This window comes from Synechococcus elongatus PCC 6301, from assembly GCF_000010065.1.
GTDB lineage: Bacteria > Cyanobacteriota > Cyanobacteriia > Synechococcales > Synechococcaceae > Synechococcus > Synechococcus elongatus.
In genome coordinates this window covers 1,861,030-1,882,001 of the sequence record NC_006576.1, presented here as the reverse complement: position 1 = coordinate 1,882,001, position 20,972 = coordinate 1,861,030, and the positions used below count along the sequence as shown (strand labels likewise).

The following is a 20,972-nucleotide window of genomic DNA, read 5'->3' as shown; positions in this document are numbered from 1 at the left end:
CCCTAGGACACGATCATGTTGCTTTCGATCGCAAATATCTTTATCAAGCGGCCAGTGTTAACAACGGTCTGCTCGATTCTGATTACTCTGGGCGGCCTTGTTTGCTTACCCATTTTGCCTATTGAGCAACTCCCAGATATTGCCCCACCCCAAATCCAAGTCTCAGCAACCTATGTTGGGGCCGATGCTGAAACAGTTGAAAACACTGTCACTTCAATCCTTGAGAACCAAATCAACGGGGTTGAGGGGATGGAATACATCACCTCAACGAGTGCGATCGGTCAAAGCTCCATCCAAGTCTATTTTGATCCGACGCGATCGCCTGACCTCGCTCAGGTCGACGTTAATAACTTAGTCAGTGTTGCGATCCCACAACTGCCCCAAGCAGTACAACAGCAGGGGATTGCAGTCACGCAGTCATCCCCTTCAATTCTCCAGTTCTATACGTTTTCTTCGCCTACAGGCGAATTTGATGCCCAGTTTATTAGTAACTATCTCAGTCTCTATGTTCAGCCAGCACTCGCCCGTGTAAAAGGGGTTGGTCAAGCAAACCTGTTTGGTAACTTAGAGTACTCTATGCGACTCTGGCTCGACCCAAATCGCTTGGCGAGCTATGGCTTGACCGCAGAAGATGTCGCCAGTGCTTTACAGAGCCAAAACCAAATCATTCCGGTTGGGCAAGTTGGCGGTCCGCCAGTCAATAGCGATCAGGCTTACACATTCATTTTGCGACTGCAGGGGCAAGGGCAACTCTCTACGGTTGAGCAATTCAATAACGTCGTTTTAAAAACCGGTGAGGACGGCACTCTCGTTCGAGTCAAGGATGTCGGTCGAGCCGAGGAAGGTGCCCAAAGCTATTCCGTGACTCTGGCTGCAGATGGTCGCCCGGGCGTCGGTCTCGGTATTTATCAGCTGCCAGGCAGTAACGCTATTGATGTCGCCAACGGCATTCGTGAGCAGCTTGCCATTCTAGAGCAGCAGTTCCCACCAGGCTTGGAAGGGAAGCTAGTCTTCGACGTCACTGACTTCGTTAACGCTTCACTGTCGGAAGTGCTGATCACCCTGGTTCAGGCGATCGCACTGGTTATTCTCGTCATCTTTATCTTTTTGCAAGACTGGCGCACCACGCTCATTCCAGCGATCGCAATTCCTGTCTCGCTGGTTGGTACCTTGGCTTTTATTCAAGCCTTTGGGTTTTCGATCAACTTGCTGACCCTCTTTGGCTTGGTGTTGGCCACGGGCTTGGTGGTGGACGACGCGATCGTGGTGGTTGAAGCAATCACAGAAAAAATAGAAGAGGGCAAAACACCGTTGCAGGCCTCCATTGAGGCCATGGATATCCTCTTTGGTGCCGTCATTGCCACGTCAGTCGTTCTGTTTGCTGTCTTCATTCCTGTGGCTTTTTTCCCGGGGGCAACTGGACGGATCTATCAGCAGTTCGCACTGACGCTCACGTTTACGATCCTGATTTCAACCTTCAACGCCCTGACCTTCTCGCCCGCGATGAGCGCTTTGCTGCTCCGGCCGGCCAAACAGCAGCAGGGTTGGTTGGGTAAGTTTTTCAACCTATTCAATGCAGGCTTTGATCGGGTGCGAATCGGTTACTCCAAAGCCTTGGCTATTATCGATCGCCTCAAATTTCTGGTCATCGGCCTATTCGCCGCTGGTCTGGCCCTGACGGGATGGTTGTTTACGACAACCCCCACCGGCTTTGTTCCCACAGAAGACCAGGGTTACTTCCTCGGTTTGATCATTGGCCCCGAAGGAGCCCCCCTTAACTACACCCAGAAAGTCGGCCAAAAAATTCAAAGCATTCTGGAGACTGAGCCTTCTGTCACCTCAACGGCTGTGATCAGCGGCTTTAGCTTCATTGGACAGGGCAATAACCTCGGAATCTATTTCGCATCGCTCAAGCCCTGGGATGAGCGCAAGGCTGCCGATCAATCTGCAGAAGCGATCGTGGGTCGAATCAACCAAAAGTTATTTGAAGGGATTTCTGAAGCTCAAGTTCGGACTCTGTTGCCACCTGCAATTCCCGGCTTTGCAGCCTACGGCGGGGTGCAGTTCCTCATCACAGACCAAACGGGCGGCGCGCTCTCTGTCAGCCAGTTTTTAGAGTCTGTCAACAAAATCATTGGACTCGCTCGCGAGAATCCGATCACCCGCCAAACCTTTACACCCTTCACGGCCAACTCGCCCCAGATCGAAATTGACGTCGATCGCGACAGACTGGCAGCCCTCAACATCGACTTCGGTGAAGCGCTCCAGACCTTGGGCAGCTACATGGGCGGTCAGTATGTCAACCAGATCACCCAGTTCGGCCGCTCCTATCAGGTCTATATCCAAGCGGATAACGGCTTCCGAGCAACACCTCAAGCCCTGACTCAGATTTATGTGAAGTCGCGAGATGGAGCCACAGTTCCCCTCTCTGAATTTCTGACGATTCGGCAGCAGGTTGGGCCACTGTACATCACTCACTACAACCTTTTCCGTTCGATCGAAGTCGATAGCTTTGCGGCTCCCGGCACCAGTACCGGTCAGGTCATTGAAGGTCTGAAAGATGCCTTCCAGAAAGCAAACTTCCAGCGGTTTGGAAACGGCCTGGTTGGTCTGGCCCGCGAAGAAGTCTCTGCAGGAACGTTGGCACCCCTGATCTTTGGCCTTGGGGTGGTGGTCGTCTTCCTCGTCTTGGCGGCGCTCTACGAGAGCTACGTCGACCCACTGATCATTCTGCTGACCGTTCCCTTGGCAATCTTGGGCGCCCTCGTCTTCCTCAACCTGCGGGGCATCCCCTTGGACGTCTATGCTCAGGTCGGCTTGGTGATGCTGATTGGCTTGGCTTCTAAGAACGCGATTTTGATTGTTGACTACGCCAATGAGGCGGTTGCCAAGGGTATGGGCTATACCGAAGCGGCGCTGGAAGCGGCGAAGCTACGGTTCCGCCCGATTGTAATGACAGCTATTTCCAGCTTGATTGGCTTCTTTCCCTTGGTCATTGCCCAGGGGGCAGGCGCCGCTAGTCGTTGGTCGCTGGGGACCGTCGTCTTTGGTGGGCTCTTGGTTGCAACAGTTCTCAGCTTGCTGATCGTGCCGGCGAACTATGTGATTCTGAAGTCGATCACCCGACGTTTCTTTAGCAAGAAGCGGCATGACCCGGAGACTGGTCAGCCTGAATTGACCTCTTAGTAGCAATTGGGAGTGAGCTGATGCGCTGGAGTTCGGTCCTTTACTCTGGAATGCTCTGCGGCATCTGTGGCTACATCTTCGGGAAGACGCTGTCTTCCGTAGAATTTGAGGTCTATGCTTCCAGCGCCTATCGTCAGCTTGTATCCTACATGCCCTACTTCTGGGGCCTGTTGGGAGCGGGTTCAGGCATGCTGATCGAAATGATTCGCCAAGCCAAAGAAGGACGCTGACGACTGAGGCCTAGGCATCCAGATCCGATCGCAGGAAGCGGCAGATTCCCCGTTCTGAGCTGCTGACGAAAGCCTGTAATTCTGTCACCAGTGGTGAATGAAAGTCCGCCGAGAGGCGAGCGATCGCTTCTGAAAAGGACAGCCGCTCACGGTAGAGGATGCTAAAGGCTCGCTTCAGTTCAAGGCGATCGCGATCGGAGACACCCGCCCGCCGTAAACCAACCACATTCAGGCCCATAACAATGTTGCTGGTGGAGCTGCGGGTCATACAGAAGGGCGGCAGGTCTTTCTGGACAGCTGAGCCGCCACTCATCATCGCCAAACGCCCGACGCGAGTGAATTGATGAACAAGACAGTTGCCGCTAATAAAGGCGCGATCGCCGACTTGGGCATAGCCTGCAATCAATGCCCCGTTCGCCAAAATCACGTTATTGCCTAGGCTGGCATTGTGGGCAACATGGCTGTTGGCCATCAGCAGGCAATCATTGCCAATCGTGGTGACACTACCCTCTTTCGTACCGCGGTGAACTGTGACCCCTTCTCGAAAGACATTGCGATCGCCGATCACCACATGACTTTCCGCTCCCTGAAAGGATAAATCCTGCGGCCAATCGCCCAGAACAGCACCACTGTGAACTCGGCAGTCAGTCCCGAGCTGCAGGTTGCCCATTACCACCGAGTGGGGACCCAGCCAACAGCGATCGCCCACTTCGACAGGGCCCTGCACCACCGCATAGGGACCAATTTCAACGTCCTGACCCAGCTTGGCTTGGGGATCAATAACTGCGGTGGGATGAATGCCCATCAATCAGATTGGGGTTGATGTTGCAGCGTCATTGTACGGGTCAGGAGTCACGAGCCTCCAGGATTGTCGTCAACAAGTTTGCGGCACCAAACCGCACCACATCTGTACAGGGCAAGCCAGTTTCTTGGCTGATCTGGTCGGCAGCGTCTGCAACAGTCTCATCACTAGCCTGACCCCCATTGAGCGCGATCGCCGCAACCTTGGGTCTGCCGAAGATACCAGATGCGGCCGCCAGCGATTCGTAGAGCTGAATCACTTCAGTTAGAGGCGGAATTATGAACTCGGGAAAGTGGCGATTGTGGGTCTGTCCCAGCCGATGCACCAGCACCAGATGAGTTGGCTGACTGCCACGCAGTAAGGGCAGCGTTGCCGTTGAACCCGGATGGAGCAGTGAGCCTTGGCCTTCTATCCAGACATAATCCACCTGTTCTGCTGCTGTCAGGACTGCTTGCTCGACCGCGCCAGAGGCAAAATCGACACGCACCGCATCCAGTGGCACGCCTTGGCCGCTGATCAAAATGCCCGCTTGTCCGGTGCCAACAAAAGCCGATCGCAGTCCTTTTGCTTGAGCCGCGCGATCGAGTTCGAGCGTGGCGGACATCTTACCGACGCTCATATCAGTCCCAACCGTCAGAATGCGCTGAGCGGTTAGCGATCGCGCTCTTCCGCCACCGATCGCCAGCCCTGCTGGTTCTTGGCGAATGTCCCAAATCCATTGCTGGGGCTGCAGTTGTGCTTGATAGCGCAGCAGTAGTGGCGTATGTAGTCCATTGGCGATCGATAGACCGGCTTGTACGGCCTGATCAATTTCTGCCAGCCAGGCCTCTGGAAGCTTGCCACCGGATGGGGCAATCCCGATCGCGAGGACATCAATTTCCGTCGCTGCGATCGCCTCTGCCACAGATCCATAGATCGGCAGCGATCGCGCAATACCCGTCAGTTGTTGGAAATCCTGTCCCGCCGTCTCGTGATCAATCACCGCTGCGATCGCGCCCTGACGGTAGCGCAGCAGGGTCAGCCCCGTTTTACCACTGTCCCCCAGAATGCCGCCATGTAGCAGCACTGCTAGTCGATGCTCGGGTTGCAGCATGGTTACTCTTGCCGAAGGACACCCAGACCGGGGCGATCGCTAGGGACTAACCGCCCCGCTGCGATTGTGGCACCGTTGAACGGATCGTCCAGTAAATTCAGGTGACTGTCGAGGTCGAGGTAATCGACCAGCGGCCCCAACTGCGCCGCCGCACTATTGAGCAAACTGCTGTCGGAATAGCAGCCCAGCATCAACTGCAGGCCATGTGCGCGCGCTGTATGAATGGCTCGCAGCGCTTCTGTGAGGCCGCCAGTTTTCAACAATTTGAGATTGATCCCATCAACGCGATCGCTCAAGGCCGCCACATCCTGACTCGTCCAAGCACTTTCATCGACGAAGACCGGCAGTGGTAGATCGCGCAGCTGTAGCAGATCCGCTTCCTGACCCTTTGCGAGCGGTTGCTCCAAGTAAATAACACCGGACTCAACTAACCAATCCGCCAGCGATCGCGTGGTTGCCACATCCCAGCCGCCATTAGCATCGACACTAAAAGGTGTGGTCGGCGCCACTTCTTTCAGAGCATTGAGCAGGACGCGATCGGCTTCAACGCCTTCGGGACTACCCAGCTTAACCTTGATTAGCGCTGGCTCGAATAGTTCTCGCCAAGCGGCAAGACGTTCCTGTCCTGCTTGCGGTGAACTAATACCGATCGTGACGGACGTGACCGGACAGCGATCGCGAGCGAGTCCCCACAGTTTCCAGAGTGGCTGCCCCAGCGCTTTACCGCGCCAATCCCATATCGCTAAATCGAGAGCAGCTCTAGCGGCGGAAGGCAGCGATCGCGTCAGATCCTCAAACTGCTGATGATTCCAGGGATCGAGATGCACCAGAGCCGGAGCGATCGTAGTCAGCGCTTCACTGAGCAATTCCGTGGTCTGTGACTGCTGACCAGTCGAAAAGGGCGAGGCTTCACCCCAGCCTTCAAGGCCATCCTGCTGGAGGCGCACCCAGAGATTGGTCGTCGCCTGCGTACTGCCACGACTAATTCGCAGCGCAAAGCGTTTGTGAACAGTGAACGGCTCAAACGAAAGTTGCACGCGATCGCCCGACTGCGCGGGGTCGAAAGGTGACCTTTAGAATAAAGGTTTGTTTCCTGCGGCCGTCACTGCCATGTCCACGCCTCGGCGCTACCACATCACCACCTTCGGCTGCCAAATGAACAAAGCCGACTCGGAGCGGATGGCTGGCATCCTCGAGGATTTGGGCTACATCTGGAGCGAGGAGGCCAACGACGCGGACCTGGTGCTCTACAACACCTGCACGATTCGCGACAACGCCGAGCAAAAGGTCTACTCCTACCTCGGTCGCCAGGCCGAACGCAAACGCCAGCAGCCGGATCTAACGCTGATTGTGGCGGGCTGTGTGGCGCAGCAAGAGGGCGAGTCGCTACTGCGGCGGGTGCCAGAACTGGACTTGGTGATGGGGCCGCAACATGCCAATCGCCTCGCCGATTTGCTAGCTCAGGTGGAAGCGGGCAGTCAAGTCGTCGCCACGGAAGAAGTGGAAATTGCTGAAGATATTACCCAGCCGCGCCGCGATAGCACCATCACCGCTTGGGTGAACGTCATCTACGGCTGCAACGAACGCTGCACCTACTGCGTGGTGCCCAACGTTCGCGGTCGCGAGCAATCGCGGGAACCGGCGGCGATCCGCGCTGAAATTGAGCAGCTAGCCGCGCAGGGCTACCGCGAAATTACGCTGCTCGGTCAAAACATTGATGCCTACGGCCGTGATCTGCCGGGCAGTACTCCCGAAGGTCGCCACCTGCACACCCTGACGGACTTGCTCTACACCATCCACGATGTGCCGGGGATCGAGCGGATTCGCTTTGCTACTAGCCACCCGCGCTATTTCACGGAGCGACTGATTCGCGCCTGTGCCGAGTTACCGAAAGTCTGCGAATACTTCCACATTCCCTTCCAGTCAGGCGACAACGACGTGCTGAAGGCGATGGCACGGGGCTATACCGTTGAGCGCTACCTGCGGATCGTGGAGCAGATCCGCGACATCATCCCCGATGCGGCGATCAGTGCGGATGCGATCGTGGCCTTCCCAGGTGAAACAGAAGAACAATTTGAGAACACGCTGAAACTGGTTGAGCAGGTTGGTTTTGATCTGGTCAACACGGCGGCTTATTCGCCCCGTCCTGGCACGCCAGCAGCCAATGCGCCCAATCAACTGTCGGAAGAGGTCAAACAGGATCGCCTGCAACGCCTCAATCACTTAGTGGCGCAAATGGCTGCCGATCGCTCGCAGCGCTATTTGGGTCGCACCGAAGAAGTGCTGATCGAGGCGACCAATCCCCGCAATCCTCAGCAGGTGATGGGTCGGACGCGCACCAATCGCCTTGTCTTCTGCGATGGCACGATCGCGCAACTCGAAGGGCAACTGGTGCCGGTACGGATCACGGAAACCCGCGCCTTTAGCCTGACTGGACAGATTCTCAGCCCCGTGGCGGCTGGGTGCTAAAGTAACGCTGCGATCAGGGAGGACGCCCAGCGTGGCAGCACAAAAGGTCGGGTTATTGTTTGGCGGGCGATCAGGCGAACATGAAGTCTCGATCCGCTCGGCGGCGGCGATCGCCTCTGCTCTGGCTGATCCCAGCAATCGCGATCGCTACCAAGTCCTGCCCTTCTACATCGACAAAGAAGGCGGCTGGCACAGTGGTGAAACCGCAGCCCAAGTCTTAGCCAACCAAAAGCCACTCTTCGTTGAGGAACCGAGCGATCGCTGGCAATTTCCAGCAGACTGCCGCGACGTCGAAGTCTGGTTCCCGATCCTGCACGGCCCCAACGGTGAAGATGGCACGATTCAAGGGCTGCTGACCCTGATGCAGCGTCCCTTTGTCGGATCTGGCGTTCTCGGGTCAGCCTTGGGCATGGACAAGATCGCTATGAAACAGGCTTTTGCCCAAGCGAGTTTGCCGCAAGTCGCCTACGTTGCCGTCAATCGCAGTCAAGTCTTCTCGGATCCCTGCCGCTACACAAGTTTGCTGGAGCAGATTGAAACGGAGCTGGGCTATCCCTGTTTTGTGAAGCCCGCCAACCTGGGATCGTCGGTTGGGATCGCCAAAGTCCGCGATCGCGCTGAACTGGAAGCCGCCCTCGATCAAGCTGCTGCCCTCGATCGCCGTTTAATTATCGAAGCTGCGATCGACAATCCTCGCGAAGTCGAATGCGCTGTGCTCGGCAACGACTATCCCCAAGCCTCAATTCTGGGCGAAATCACCTACGACAGCGATTTCTACGACTACGAAACCAAGTACACCGATGGCAAGGCGCAACTGTTGATCCCCGCGCAACTTTCGGCGGAATTGCAGCAGAAACTGCAAGAACTCGCGATCGCCGCCTTCCAAGCCGTCGATGCATCTGGCCTCAGTCGCTTGGATTTTTTCTTGGATAGCCAAGGTCAAATTTTCATCAACGAAATCAACACTCTGCCGGGCTTCACAGCTTTGAGTATGTATCCCCAGCTCTGGGCAGCGAGTGGCGTGGCCTTCCCCGATCTTGTCCATCGGCTGATTCAACTGGCTCTGGAGCGCTAGGCCATGCTGCATGGGTTGCTCTGGTTGCCGCTGCTAGTGCTGTTCACCGGCTTGGCTTGGGCCGGTTGGAATGAATATCAGAAGCTGGAGTCCTACAAAGTTTGGGCTGCCGACTTTGAAACCGCCAAGTATGATGTGCGTGCTGTTCTAGGAGTTCGTGGTTCCGATTTGGTCTGGGGTAAACCCAGCCGACAAGGGCCCGTCTTTCTGGAAACGATCGATTTGGGAACGCTGCAACGGATTCAGGTGCAACAGCAAAATCAGTTGTTGTCTGATCCTGAGGCATCGGTCAATGGCTCGGCGGATCTCTTGCTGGAACTGCGCGATCGCCAAATTGCCATTCCCTTTACCGAGGCGAGTCTCGCACTGAAGTGGCGTCAATTTCTGAATCAACGTCTGGGCCTCAGCGCCTAACCGTCCTTTGTCCGTAGTGTGGTGATGGCCGACTTGCCCGAAGTTGCTTCTCCGGCTTCGTTAGCCGCTCGCCGTCGCCAAAAGCGTTGGGAAAGACGGCGACAACGGCTGCAGCGCTTCTGGCGTTTTGTGGGGGTGACAGCGATCGCCGCAGGTTTGGTCTGGGTGCTGGCCCGTCCGCTCTGGATCATCCAAGATCCACGGCGCATTCAAATCCAAGGCCAGCAAACCCTCAACCGCGATCGCCTCTTGGCCACCCTCAATCTGCAGATGCCCCTCAATCTGCTCCAGCTGCAGCCCCAACGCTTAGAACAACAATTACTGAAAGCCGCCCCTCTGCAAGCGGTTCAAATTCAGCGCCGTCTCCTGCCAGCCAGCCTAATCATCACCGTCCAAGAAATTACCGCTACTGCCCAGGCTTCGCGGGTGGTCGTCGAACCCAATCAGCCGCCACAGGAGCGCTGGGGCATTCTCGATCGCCAAGGCGTTTGGCATCCGCTCAGCGCCTACGAACGGCTGGGGGCAACCCTGCCCACCACCACCCTCAAAGTGCGTGGCTACCGCGAACCCTATCAACGGCTGTGGCCTGGGCTCTATTCTCTGTTGCGCACCAGCCCGGTTGGCATCCAAGGGCTCGATTGGCGCGATCCTGCCAACATCATTTTGGAAACCGAGCTTGGGCCGGTTTACTGTGGCCCCTACAATCCCGAGTTACTTCCCCAGCAAATTGCCATGCTCGATCGCCTGCGACAACTTCCAGATAAAACCAGTCGCTCTGCGATCGCCTACATCGATCTGCGCCAACCTTCAACACCCCGCGTGCAAATGAAGCCTTCAGCCCCACCGCGATCGCTCCAAACCAACCCTCGCTAAGACAATCGAGTTTTTAGTTCCGCAATTAGTATTTTTGGATGAGCCGCAATCGCTCAAATTTTGCGACTTGGAACGGCATTTTGCGATCGCTAACCATTGGTTGTAGTTGCCTTTCCCGACAGAGTGCGTCAATAATTCTCTTGTTTTTAGTTTGCTGCCCTAAACTAGCGTTCAACCGAGCTTGTCCAAGCCCATGGTTGGCTGCTACTACTCACCCCCATGACCGACCCTATGCCGATCAACAATTCCTATGGCTTCAACCGTGACGGCTCTCTGTCGGGGTTCGATGCACTAGGGCAGCCAGAAGAACTAATCATCCCCAGCAGCGTTGCCCGCATCAAGGTAATTGGCGTTGGCGGTGGCGGCAGCAACGGGGTCAACCGCATGATTAGCAGCGATGTCAGCGGGGTTGAATTTTGGGCCCTCAACACTGATGCTCAAGCTTTGCTCCACTCTGCAGCCCCCAAGCGGATGCAGTTGGGACAGAAACTAACGCGAGGGCTAGGCGCAGGTGGCAACCCTGCGATCGGCATGAAAGCCGCTGAAGAATCGCGGGAAGAACTAATCGCCGCCTTGGAAGGGGCTGACCTCGTCTTTATCACGGCGGGGATGGGCGGTGGAACCGGCACTGGAGCTGCCCCGATCGTGGCAGAAGTCGCCAAAGAAGTGGGTGCGCTGACGGTTGGGATTGTCACCAAACCCTTCACCTTCGAAGGGCGTCGCCGAATGAAGCAGGCGGAAGAAGGAACAGCCGCACTGCAAAGCTCAGTCGACACTTTGATCACTATTCCTAATGACCGCCTACTCCACGCCATATCTGAGCAGACGCCGATTCAAGAAGCTTTCCGGGTCGCCGACGATATTCTCCGGCAGGGTGTGCAAGGGATTTCTGACATCATCACGATCCCAGGTCTGGTCAACGTCGACTTTGCCGACGTTCGCGCCGTCATGGCCGATGCTGGATCAGCCCTGATGGGCATCGGTAGCGGCTCTGGCAAGTCCCGCGCTCGGGAAGCCGCTCATGCAGCCATTAGCTCACCGCTGCTGGAGTCTTCGATCGAAGGGGCGCGCGGCGTTGTCTTCAACATCACAGGCGGCCGCGATATGACCCTGCATGAGGTCAACGCAGCAGCGGATGCGATTTACGAAGTCGTCGATCCTGAAGCCAATATCATTTTCGGCGCCGTGATTGACGATCGATTGGAAGGAGAGCTGCGGATCACCGTGATCGCCACGGGCTTCAGCACCGATCGCCCCAACCTCAACACGATTTCCACCAGCACGTCCCAGCCGACCAGCCAACCCAGCGTGAGTCCCAACCCAGCTAGTGCCCCACCGGCGAGCGGCGGCGGCCTCGACATTCCGGCCTTCCTACAACGGAAAATTCAAAACCGACCCTAGTGGCTGTTCCGATCGCCCTGACCATTGCCGGATCTGATAGCGGCGGTGGAGCTGGCATTCAAGCCGATCTACGGACTTTTGCCTTCCATCAAGTGCACGGCACCTGTGCGATTACCTGTGTGACGGCCCAGAACACGCTAGGCGTGACTCGAGTCGATGCGATCGCACCGGCAGGTGTGGCGGCGCAGCTCGATGCGGTGCTTTCTGATTTGCCGCCCCAAGCCTTGAAAACCGGCATGCTGCTCAATGCCGAAATTATGGAAGTGGTTGCTGGGACAATCGCACCACTCTTCATTCCTCGGATCATCGATCCCGTCATGGTGTCGCGCACGGGTGCAGTGCTGATCGATCAGGCTGCGATCGCTGTCCTCCGCGATCACCTCTTGCCGCTGGCAACCGTCTTGACCCCTAATCGCTACGAAGCTCAGCTACTAGCCGGGATGGACATCCAAGACGCTGCTGATCTCGATCGCGCCGCACGGATCATCCGAGACCTTGGACCGCAAGCCGTGCTGATCAAAGGTGGAGCAGCGACCGGCGACTGGCACGGCGTCGATTGGTGGTGGGATGGCCAACGATCCCACATCCTAAAGACGGAAGCGATCGCCACACCCCATACCCACGGCAGTGGCTGCACTTTAGCCGCCGCGATCGCCGCCAATGCTGCGCTGGGGCTTGAGATTCTAGCAGCTGCCCAAGCCGCAAAACACTACGTCACCAAAGCACTCCGCCACAGCCTCGCGATCGGTCAAGGACAAGGCCCGCTTGGGCATTTTTATCCTTTGTTCTGATTGAGGCGGTTCAATTCTTCTCGCAGTTGACTGACTTGCTGACGCAGACTTTCCAGATCGTCAGCAGCAGAAGCTGGATTGTTAGATGGCGCACTGTCGGCAGGCGTTGAGGCCGCGCTCGAACTGGCCTCGGGTTCGACTTCCTCAACCGTGATCTGAATGGGCTGAGGGATAGGCGGGGGCGATCCAGCGGGACCATTGACAGAGCCTTGCGCTTGTCTCACCAAGTCTTCAACCGCATGCTTGGCTTCTTCCGTGGTCATTTCACCCCGAGCGACCAAGTCATCGACTAATTTTTGGACGCGATCGCTCAGATCCGAGAGATTTTCGCTTTTCGCCAACTCGGGCACATAGGAAGCCAGCCCGATGCCAAGGTAGACCGCTTTTTGGAGAAGATCAGTAACAGTGCTCATGCCAGCAGCTCTGGGGCGTCTTGCTTCAGCATAGCCTTGCCACTTGGAGTGTTGAGGGCAGTGAGGCCGCTCTGGGAAGTGACTCGGGCCACATTCGCCGCGATCGCGCAGACTCATGCGCAAAAAAAGTGACCCGGAGTCTACGCCTGTCAAAAGCATCCCGTACTGCTGCTACCTTCCGGTCCTGACAGGATTTGGGCGTTCTGACCACATAGGTCCGAGTCGATCTCAGCATAGCATTGCTCCCCTATCGAGCGATCGCGCCGGTCTGATAGCGTGAGGAAGCGCGTCTCAGTTGCGACCATGCCGATCACGCCTCGTCACCTGCGTCAGTGGAAGCAACAGGGTCGCCCGATTGTGGCGCTGACCGCTTGGGATTTTGCGATCGCCAGCATTTTGGATGAGGCAGGCATCGATCTGGTTCTTGTTGGCGATTCCTTGGCAATGGTTGCCCTCGGGCATCCCACGACGCTGCCCCTAAGCCTAGAAGACATGATTCACCATGTGCAGGCCGTGCAGCGTGGTTGCCGCAATGCCCTGATCGTCAGCGACTTGCCGTTTTTGTCCTACCAAACCAGCCCAGAAGACGCGATTCTCGCAGCAGGACAACTGCTGAAGGTGACGGAGGCTCAAGCCGTCAAATTAGAGGGGGGCTATCCGCGCCTCTTAGAAACGGTGCAACGACTGGTGGAAGTCGGCATTCCGGTGATGGGGCATGTGGGGCTGACTCCGCAATCCGTGCGCCAGCTCGGCTATCGCCAGCAGGGACAAACGCCCGAAGCGCAGCAGCAGATTTTGGATCAGGCTCTCGCGCTGGAGGCTGCTGGCGCGTTCGCGATCGTCTTGGAACACATTCCCGATCGCCTTGCAGCCATGATCACGGCGAAACTCTCGATTCCAACGATCGGGATTGGGGCTGGCCCTAATTGTGATGGGCAAATTTTGGTGACCGCCGATCTGCTAGGACTGACCCCTAGCCAGCCGCCCTTTGCGCCGGCTTATCTCAACCTGCGGCAAGCGATCGGATCTGCCGTGCAGCGTTACGCCCGAGAAGTGCGCGATCGCCAGTTCCTCCAGTCTCAGCCAGCTGAACAGGAACCACTCTCCTAGACAGTCGCGATCGCCTCGAGTCGTTCAAACAAACTGGCTAAGACCTGATTCGAGAAGAGCATGCCCTCCGGCTGGGTCAAGCTGAGGCGATCGCCCTGCCATTGCAACCAGCCCGCCTGTTGGTAGCGCTGAATCACAGGTTGCAGCGATCGCAGGATTTCTGCCCCAAACGGCTGCTCTAATGCGGTCCAATCCAACCCTTCCGCCAGCCGCAGCCCCAACATCAGCGTTTCCGCTAAGGCATCAGCCGGATCAGAGGTAACCGGTGCACAAGCTGCCGCGATCGCACCCGGCGTCTCGAGCCAGATAAAGTAATCAGCTCGGCGGCGCGGACGGCCAAACCGCTGGCCTTGCAGGGCACTCGTCGCACCGACCCCAAAGCCATAGAAGGACTGATCCTGCCAGTAGACGCGATTGTGGCGACACTGAAATCCCGATCGCGCATAGTTCGAGATTTCATAGTGCTCAAAGCCCGCCGCTTCCAAGGTCCTATGCGCCAGTCGATACATGACAGCGGTTTGCTCATCGGCTGGCAAGGGGCGATCGCCCGGTTGATAGCGCTTGCCAAACACCGTCTCTGGTTCTAGCACCAGATCGTAGGCCGAGAGGTGAGTCGGTTCTAGGGCGATCGCGGCTTCTAATGAAGCCTGCCAATCCGCCAGCGTCTGTTCCGGTAGACCCGAGATCAAATCCAGACTGAGATTCTCGAAACCAGCAGCCCGCAAATCCGCCACAGCGCGATCGATATCGGCCCGCCGATGGGTACGACCACACCGTTCCAACAGGCCATCTTGAAACGCCTGAGCGCCAATACTGACGCGGTTAAAGCCTAGCTGTCGCGTTGCGATCGCTTGCGATCGGTCAAAGCTAGCGGGATCCATTTCGATTGAAATTTCAGCCGTCGCTGCAATCCCAAAACGGCGATCGAGGGTCTGCAGAATGCGATCGAGCTGATTGGGACTCAGCAGGGAGGGCGTTCCCCCACCGAAAAAGACCGTTTGCAGTGCTGGCCCAAGCACAGGCGTCGCAGCAATTTCTTGGCAGATCGCGTCCACATACTGGCGGATCATGCCGGACTGATCCCCGCGCAGGCGATCGCCCACGACGCTAATCGGGAAGTCACAGTAAAAGCAGCGACGACGACAAAAGGGGATGTGTAGGTAAGCAGCAATCGGCAAATTGATCATGTGCTGTTGCCAGCAGGCCCATACTGATGGGTGGATATAATGGGGCTCCCTGCCCCGAGGCTGGCGCGATCCCGTGCAGCCACAGAGTTTGCGCCGCTTCGGTTCGCGACTATGTTAGACGCTTTGATTATTCTGCTTTTTTTGATCACCGGCGCGGTAACCGGTTTCCTGGGAGTTGATCTGCTGCCGGAACGTGCTCTGCAACAGGTAACGGATCTGGAGGGGCTGCGCTTTGTGGTCGCCGGATTCACTGCTTTGTTTGGTGGTTTGTTCGGCCTCTTGGCACAAGCCGCAGTTCGACGGCTGCAGTTGCAAGCACGGCAAATGCCCACGGATCAGTTGATTAGCCGAGCGGTGGGGCTCATTCTTGGGTTGGTGATCGCCAACCTGATCCTGACGCCCATTTTCTTGCTCCCCATTCCGACGGAGTTTGTCTTTCTCAAACCCTTGGCTGCAGTAATCGGCAGTATCGCTTTCGGCATGTCGGGAATCACCTTGGCCGATACCCACGGGCGCACCCTGATTCGGCTGGTCAATCCCGGCTCCGTTGAGTCGGCGCTGCTAGCCGAAGGAACGCTCAAGCCTGCAATCAGCAAGGTGATCGATACCAGCTGCATCATCGATGGCCGGATTGAAGCCCTGATCGAGACTGGCTTTTTGGAAGGGCGGCTGATTGTGCCGCAGTTTGTCTTGCAAGAACTGCAGCAACTCGCAGATGCCAGTAATGACCAAAAGCGATCGTGGGGACGGCGGGGTTTGGACGTCCTGAACCGGCTACGCGAAACCTATGCGCCCCGCATCTCAATCAACAGTGCTGACTACGATGACATCGGTACGGTAGATGCCAAGCTCGTCCGTTTAGCCCAGGATTTGCAAGCACCGCTGTTAACGGTGGACTACAACCTCAATCGGGTTGCCAGCATTCAAGAGGTCACGGTCCTGAATATCAATGACCTCGCGAAAACGCTACGCCCCACCTATCTACCGGGCGATCGCTTCGACCTACGGATCCTCAAGGAAGGCAAAGAAGCCGCTCAAGGCGTGGGCTATCTCGAAGACGGCACGATGGTTGTTGTCGAAGGAGGCCGCCCCTTCATCGGCAGTGAAATTGCGGTGATGGTGACCGGTGCCTTGCAAACTTCTGCCGGTCGTCTGATCTTTGCTAAGCCTGTTTCGCTGATGCCCGCCTAGATCCTTCAACTCACTCCCTTGCGTAACGGAGCGTGAGCGAAAGCTAAAAAAACGGCACAATCTGGTGGCTTCAGCGATCGCGGTGCCCACGATAGGGGCAGATACCGCTTTCTGCGGAGAAAAATGGCCTCCTCTCCTGTCTACGCCACCTTAGACGGCAATGAAGCGGTGGCAAGGGTTGCCTATCGCCTCAGCGAAGTTATCGCCATCTATCCGATTACGCCCGCTTCACCCATGGGCGAATGGGCTGATGCTTGGGCAGCCACTCACCGACCGAATCTTTGGGGCGACGTGCCCAGCATTGTCGAAATGCAGAGTGAGGCTGGAGCAGCCGGAGCGGTGCATGGAGCGCTGCAAGTCGGGGCACTGACGACGACTTTCACGGCGTCCCAGGGCTTGCTGTTGATGATCCCCAATCTCTACAAGATTGCGGGCGAACTGACGCCGATGGCGTTACATATTGCGGCGCGATCGCTGGCGGCGCAGGGGCTTTCGATCTTTGGCGACCACAGCGATGTGATGGCGGTGCGGGGGACAGGCTGTGCGTTGCTCTGTTCAGCCTCCGTGCAAGAGGCGCAAGATTTTGCCGCGATCGCCCTGCGGGCCAGTCTGCAAAGCCGGATTCCTTTCCTGCACTTTTTCGACGGATTCCGCACCTCCCACGAAATCCAGAAGATTGCGCTGCTACCAGATGAGGTGCTGCAGCAATACATTCCCGCTGAGGCGATTCGTGAGCATCGTCACCGTGCTCTCAGCCCTGACCATCCGGTGATTCGCGGCACCGCTCAGAATCCCGATGTCTATTTCCAAGCCCGCGAGACGGTCAATCGCTACTACAACGCAGCTCCTGCCCTCGTCCAAGCGGCGATGGATGAGTTCGCGCAGCTGACGGGTCGCGCTTACGAACTGGTGGACTACGTTGGTGCTCCCGATGCGGAGCGGGCGATCGTGGTGATGGGTTCCGGCGCAGAAGTCGCTGAGCAGACCGTCCTTGCACTGCAAGCCCAAGGCGAAAAAGTCGGGGTGCTGAAGCTGCGGCTCTATCGACCATTCCCAGCAGCGGAATTGCGGCAGGCTTTACCCGCAACAGTCAAGGCGATCGCCGTCCTCGATCGCTGCAAGGAACCTGGCGCCAGTGGCGAACCGCTCTATCTGGATGTCGTCGAAGCGCTGTCACGGCTGGAACAACCGCCCCGCGTTATCGGCGGTCGCTATGGCCTCTCATCGAAAGAATTTACGCCAGCGATGACCAAGGCAATCTTTGATCACCTCAGCCAAACGCGATTGCAGCATCCCTTCACGATCGGGATTGAGGACGATGTGACCCATCTCTCGCTGCCGTGGGATCCCAGTTGGTCGATCGAAGCCGCCGACACAGTGCGGGCGATTTTCTACGGTCTCGGCTCGGATGGCACCGTCGGGGCGAATAAAAACTCGATCAAGATCATTGGCGAGGACACCGACAACTGGGCGCAGGGCTACTTCGTCTACGACTCGAAGAAATCCGGTTCGGTCACGGTCTCGCACCTGCGCTTTGGACCTCGCGCGATCGCAGCACCCTACCTGATTAGGCAGGCCAACTTTGTCGCCTGCCACCAATGGCAATTCCTGCACAGCTTCGACCTAATCGACAGCGCCGCTCCCCATGCCACGCTGCTGATCAACAGCCCCTACAGCCCCGAGGAGACCTGGCAGCAACTCCCAGAAAAAGTGCAGCAGGGCATCCTCGACAAGCAACTGCAGCCTTGGGTGATCAACGCGGATGCTTTAGCGGCGGAGCAAGGACTGGGTCGCCACATCAACACGGTGATGCAGGTTGCCTTCTTTGCGTTGTCGGGTGTGTTGCCCCAAGACACTGCGATCGCAGCCTACCGCCGCGCTGTCCAGAAAACCTACGGTAAGAAAGGGCAAGCCGTTGTTGATGCCAATCTCGCGATCATTGAGCCGACCTTAGCGGCCCTCAAGCCCTTACCGATCGGCATACCCGTTGCCGTGGGTGTAACGGAGACTCCCGCGATCGCATCCGCTCCGCCCTTTGTCCGCGATGTGCTGGGCGCGATGCTGGCTCGCAAAGGTGATCAACTGCCGGTTAGTGCGCTGCCGGTCGATGGCACCTATCCCAGCGGCACCAGCTGCTACGAAAAACGCAATATCAGCGACACCGTGCCGGTTTGGGAGCCCGACCTCTGTGTGCAGTGCGGCAAATGCCTGCTGGTCTGCCCGCACGGTGTGATTCGCGCCAAAGTCTACGAATCCGAGGTACTGGAGGCAGCACCGGAGACGTTCAAGCACGCTCCCGCTCGGGATGCCACTTGGAGCGATCGCCCCTTCACGATTCAGGTTTCGACCGAAGATTGCACTGGCTGCCAGCTCTGCGTGGAAGTCTGCCCCGCTCGCGATCGCCAGCAACCGCGCCGCAAAGCCCTGAATATGGCGGCGCAGGCGCCGTTGCGCGAGGCTGAGCGGCACAACTGGGACTTTTTCTTGAGCCTGCCGGAAGTTGATCGCAGCGCCTTGAATTTGCACAAAATTGGCCAGCAGCAGTTGCAGCAACCGCTGTTTGAATTTTCGGGCGCCTGCGCGGGCTGCGGCGAAACGCCCTACCTGAAGCTGATGACGCAACTGTTTGGCGATCGCCTGTTGGTCGCTAACGCCACGGGTTGCTCCTCAATTTACAGCGGCAATTTGCCAACGACGCCTTGGACGCACAACGCCGAGGGGCGCGGCCCCGCTTGGTCGAATTCGCTGTTTGAAGACAACGCCGAGTTTGGGCTGGGTTTCCGTGTCGCGCTTGATCAACAGGAAGCCATGGCGCAGCAGTTGCTCAGCCATCTGGCGGCGATCGCGGGCAGTCCTCTCTCGCCAGAACTGGTGCAGCAGACACTCAATGCTGATCAAAGCAGTGAAGCCGGTATTTTCGAGCAGCGCGATCGCGTTCAACAGCTCAAACAGCAAGTGCAAGACTGGCTCAGTCAGGAACCGGACGCATCCGTGAGCGATCGCCTCAATCGCTGGCTGGATCTGGCGGACACATTGGTGCGCAAGAGTGTCTGGCTGGTGGGTGGCGATGGCTGGGCCTACGACATCGGCTTTGGCGGACTCGATCACGTCCTCGCCAGCGGCCGCAACGTCAATATCCTCGTGCTGGATACGGAGGTTTACTCCAACACCGGCGGCCAAATGTCGAAGTCAACGCCACGGGCGGCGGTCGCTAAATTTGCGGCAGGTGGCAAACCCAGCGCCAAGAAAGACCTCGGCTTAATCGCGATGACCTACGGCTCGGCTTATGTGGCCAGCGTGGCACTCGGGGCACGGGACGAGCACACGATTCGCACCTTCATCGAAGCCGAGTCCTATCCGGGGCCGTCGCTGATCATTGCCTACTCCCATTGCATCGCCCACGGCATCGACATGACCAAAGGCTTGGATGCGCAGAAACGAGCCGTCGATTCCGGTCGCTGGTTGCTCTATCGCTACGATCCGCGCCGCCGCGATCGCGGTGATAACACACTGCAACTCGATTCGCGATCGCCCCATCTACCGCTGTCGCAAGCGCTCTATTCCGAAAATCGCTTCCAGATGCTGCGTCTCAGTCAGCCAGAAGCCGCGCAACAACTACTCGACCAAGCACAGGCCGATGTGGATCAGCGCTGGCAGTTCTATCAAGCACTGGCGAAACCAACCCCGAAACCCACGGCAGGAGGGCCTCAGTAATGGACCTGAGCATGGATTACCTGGGGCTGAAGTTGCGATCGCCCTTGGTGGTTGGGGCTGCTGCTCCCCTGAGTGAGCGGACGGAACAACTCCCCGCCTTAGAAGCAGCGGGAGCGAGTGCGATCGTGCTCCATTCCCTATTTGAGGAGCAGGTAGAAGCCGAGCATCAGGCCGTTTGGCAGCAGTTGGAAGTCGGCAGTCATCACTATGCAGAATCCCTGACCTATGCGCCGGAGCCCGCTTGGTTCCCGATCGGGCCGGTGCATTATCTCCGGCAGATTGAGAAGGCTAAAGCTCAAGTTCAAATCCCGATCATCGCCAGTTTGAATGGCACCAGTGATAACGGCTGGGTTGATTACGCCCGCCGAATTGAAGGTGCTGGCGCGGATGCACTGGAGCTGAACTTGTACGCGCTGCCGGTCGATCCGAATCAGAGCGGAGCGGAAGTCGAAGCCCAATATCTGCGGGTGGTTGAGCAAGTGCGGGCGGCGACGCAGTTACCGCTGGCGGTTAAGCTCAGCCCTTTTTTCAGCAGTCCCGGCCACATGATCCGGCAGTTTGCCCAAGCGGGGGCTCAGGCGATCGTGCTGTTTAACCGCTTTTATCAGCCGGATATCGACATTGAGAGTTTGGACGTCGTGCCGCGCCTGATCTTGAGTAACCCACAGGATCAACGGCTGCCGCTGCATTGGATTGCGCTGCTCTACGGACAGGTGCCGGTGGATTTTGCGGCGACGGGTGGCATTCAACGCGCTGATGATGTGATCCGCATGGTGATGGCGGGAGCAGCCACCACGCAAATTGTGGGGGCACTGTTACGCCATGGCCCCGACGTCTTGCAGCGGATTGAAGCAGACTTAAAAACGTGGCTGGCGGAGCATGATTGCCCCGCGTTGTCGCTGCTGCAAGGTTGCATGAGTCAGCAGTCCTGTCCGGCGCCCGATCGCTTTGAACGGGTGCAGTATCTGCGATCGCTGCAGAGTGGCACTTGGGCGGTGCCGGAAGTCTTCCCGGGGGGTTGAG

General features: G+C 57.5%; 17 protein-coding genes and 1 other RNA gene. 12 read left to right on the top strand and 6 right to left on the bottom strand.

Going from position 1 to position 20,972, the window contains the following annotated elements:
- The first annotated feature begins 15 nt into the window (after positions 1–15).
- Both SYC_RS09225 and SYC_RS09220 read left to right on the top strand, forming a co-directional pair.
- Entirely contained in the window at positions 16–3,186 is a 3,171-nt protein-coding gene (locus tag SYC_RS09225; RefSeq protein WP_011244045.1) for an efflux RND transporter permease subunit, read from the top strand.
- Between the two features lie 20 nt (positions 3,187–3,206).
- Complete coding sequence (locus tag SYC_RS09220; protein ID WP_011378432.1) at positions 3,207–3,416, top strand: hypothetical protein; 210 nt, start codon at positions 3,207–3,209, stop codon at positions 3,414–3,416.
- Between the two features lie 10 nt (positions 3,417–3,426).
- On the opposite strand, the gene lpxA is transcribed toward SYC_RS09220, so the two are convergent.
- The 3 genes from lpxA to SYC_RS09205 are packed head-to-tail and all read right to left on the bottom strand — an operon-like array spanning position 3,427 to position 6,348.
- Positions 3,427–4,221 (bottom strand): acyl-ACP--UDP-N-acetylglucosamine O-acyltransferase, encoded by a 795-nt coding sequence (gene lpxA / locus SYC_RS09215; protein ID WP_011244044.1) that lies wholly within the window; start codon positions 4,219–4,221, stop codon positions 3,427–3,429.
- Between the two features lie 40 nt (positions 4,222–4,261).
- The gene (locus tag SYC_RS09210; protein ID WP_011244043.1) at positions 4,262–5,311 is read right to left on the bottom strand and encodes a DUF1611 domain-containing protein; all 1,050 of its coding nucleotides are present in this window, start codon (positions 5,309–5,311) and stop codon (positions 4,262–4,264) included.
- 2 nt (positions 5,312–5,313) lie between these two features.
- The gene (locus SYC_RS09205) at positions 5,314–6,348 is read right to left on the bottom strand and encodes a dipeptide epimerase (protein WP_011244042.1); all 1,035 of its coding nucleotides are present in this window, start codon (positions 6,346–6,348) and stop codon (positions 5,314–5,316) included.
- Positions 6,349–6,421: 73 nt separating this feature from the next.
- On the opposite strand from SYC_RS09205, the gene miaB reads away from it, so the two are divergent.
- The 6 genes from miaB to thiD all read left to right on the top strand — a co-directional run bounded on the left by miaB (position 6,422) and on the right by thiD (position 12,334).
- Positions 6,422–7,780: a tRNA (N6-isopentenyl adenosine(37)-C2)-methylthiotransferase MiaB gene (miaB, locus tag SYC_RS09200; protein ID WP_011244041.1), complete on the top strand. Its 1,359-nt coding sequence runs from the start codon at positions 6,422–6,424 to the stop codon at positions 7,778–7,780.
- Between the two features lie 31 nt (positions 7,781–7,811).
- Positions 7,812–8,855 carry a D-alanine--D-alanine ligase family protein gene (locus tag SYC_RS09195; RefSeq protein WP_011244040.1) on the top strand — a complete coding sequence of 348 codons (1,044 nt, stop codon included), beginning with the start codon at positions 7,812–7,814 and terminating at the stop codon, positions 8,853–8,855.
- 3 nt (positions 8,856–8,858) lie between these two features.
- On the top strand, positions 8,859–9,269 hold the full coding sequence (locus SYC_RS09190) for a hypothetical protein (protein ID WP_011244039.1): 411 nt from the start codon (positions 8,859–8,861) through the stop codon (positions 9,267–9,269).
- A gap of 24 nt (positions 9,270–9,293) precedes the next feature.
- Positions 9,294–10,142 (top strand): cell division protein FtsQ/DivIB, encoded by an 849-nt coding sequence (locus SYC_RS09185; RefSeq protein ID WP_011378434.1) that lies wholly within the window; start codon positions 9,294–9,296, stop codon positions 10,140–10,142.
- A 219-nt stretch (positions 10,143–10,361) separates the two neighbouring features.
- The gene (gene ftsZ / locus SYC_RS09180) at positions 10,362–11,543 is read left to right on the top strand and encodes a cell division protein FtsZ (protein ID WP_011244037.1); all 1,182 of its coding nucleotides are present in this window, start codon (positions 10,362–10,364) and stop codon (positions 11,541–11,543) included.
- Positions 11,543–12,334 carry a bifunctional hydroxymethylpyrimidine kinase/phosphomethylpyrimidine kinase gene (gene thiD / locus SYC_RS09175; RefSeq protein WP_011244036.1) on the top strand — a complete coding sequence of 264 codons (792 nt, stop codon included), beginning with the start codon at positions 11,543–11,545 and terminating at the stop codon, positions 12,332–12,334. Before ftsZ ends, thiD begins: the two co-directional genes overlap by 1 nt.
- On the opposite strand, the gene SYC_RS09170 is transcribed toward thiD, so the two are convergent.
- Together SYC_RS09170 and ffs are read right to left on the bottom strand one after the other, a co-directional pair.
- Positions 12,319–12,747 carry a phasin family protein gene (locus SYC_RS09170; RefSeq protein WP_011244035.1) on the bottom strand — a complete coding sequence of 143 codons (429 nt, stop codon included), beginning with the start codon at positions 12,745–12,747 and terminating at the stop codon, positions 12,319–12,321. The genes thiD and SYC_RS09170 overlap by 16 nt on opposite strands.
- Before the next feature lie 127 nt (positions 12,748–12,874).
- An RNA gene (gene ffs / locus SYC_RS13440) (signal recognition particle sRNA small type) lies at positions 12,875–12,971 on the bottom strand.
- Positions 12,972–13,050: 79 nt separating this feature from the next.
- On the opposite strand from ffs, the gene panB reads away from it, so the two are divergent.
- The gene (gene panB, locus SYC_RS09165) at positions 13,051–13,857 is read left to right on the top strand and encodes a 3-methyl-2-oxobutanoate hydroxymethyltransferase (protein ID WP_011244034.1); all 807 of its coding nucleotides are present in this window, start codon (positions 13,051–13,053) and stop codon (positions 13,855–13,857) included.
- Here the strand turns inward: panB and hemW are convergent.
- Positions 13,854–15,044: a radical SAM family heme chaperone HemW gene (gene hemW, locus SYC_RS09160; protein ID WP_011244033.1), complete on the bottom strand. Its 1,191-nt coding sequence runs from the start codon at positions 15,042–15,044 to the stop codon at positions 13,854–13,856. The two genes, panB and hemW, sit on opposite strands and share 4 nt — an antisense overlap.
- A 111-nt stretch (positions 15,045–15,155) precedes the next feature.
- Here hemW and SYC_RS09155 point away from each other — a divergent pair, with 111 nt between their 5' ends.
- The 3 genes from SYC_RS09155 (at position 15,156) to SYC_RS09145 (ending at position 20,971) form a co-directional block, all read left to right on the top strand.
- Positions 15,156–16,235: a PIN/TRAM domain-containing protein gene (locus SYC_RS09155; RefSeq protein WP_173282530.1), complete on the top strand. Its 1,080-nt coding sequence runs from the start codon at positions 15,156–15,158 to the stop codon at positions 16,233–16,235.
- A gap of 123 nt (positions 16,236–16,358) precedes the next feature.
- Positions 16,359–19,949: a pyruvate:ferredoxin (flavodoxin) oxidoreductase gene (gene nifJ / locus SYC_RS09150; RefSeq protein WP_011244031.1), complete on the top strand. Its 3,591-nt coding sequence runs from the start codon at positions 16,359–16,361 to the stop codon at positions 19,947–19,949.
- On the top strand, positions 19,949–20,971 hold the full coding sequence (locus SYC_RS09145; protein ID WP_011244030.1) for a dihydroorotate dehydrogenase-like protein: 1,023 nt from the start codon (positions 19,949–19,951) through the stop codon (positions 20,969–20,971). Before nifJ ends, SYC_RS09145 begins: the two co-directional genes overlap by 1 nt.
- The last annotated feature ends 1 nt before the right edge of the window (position 20,972 follow it).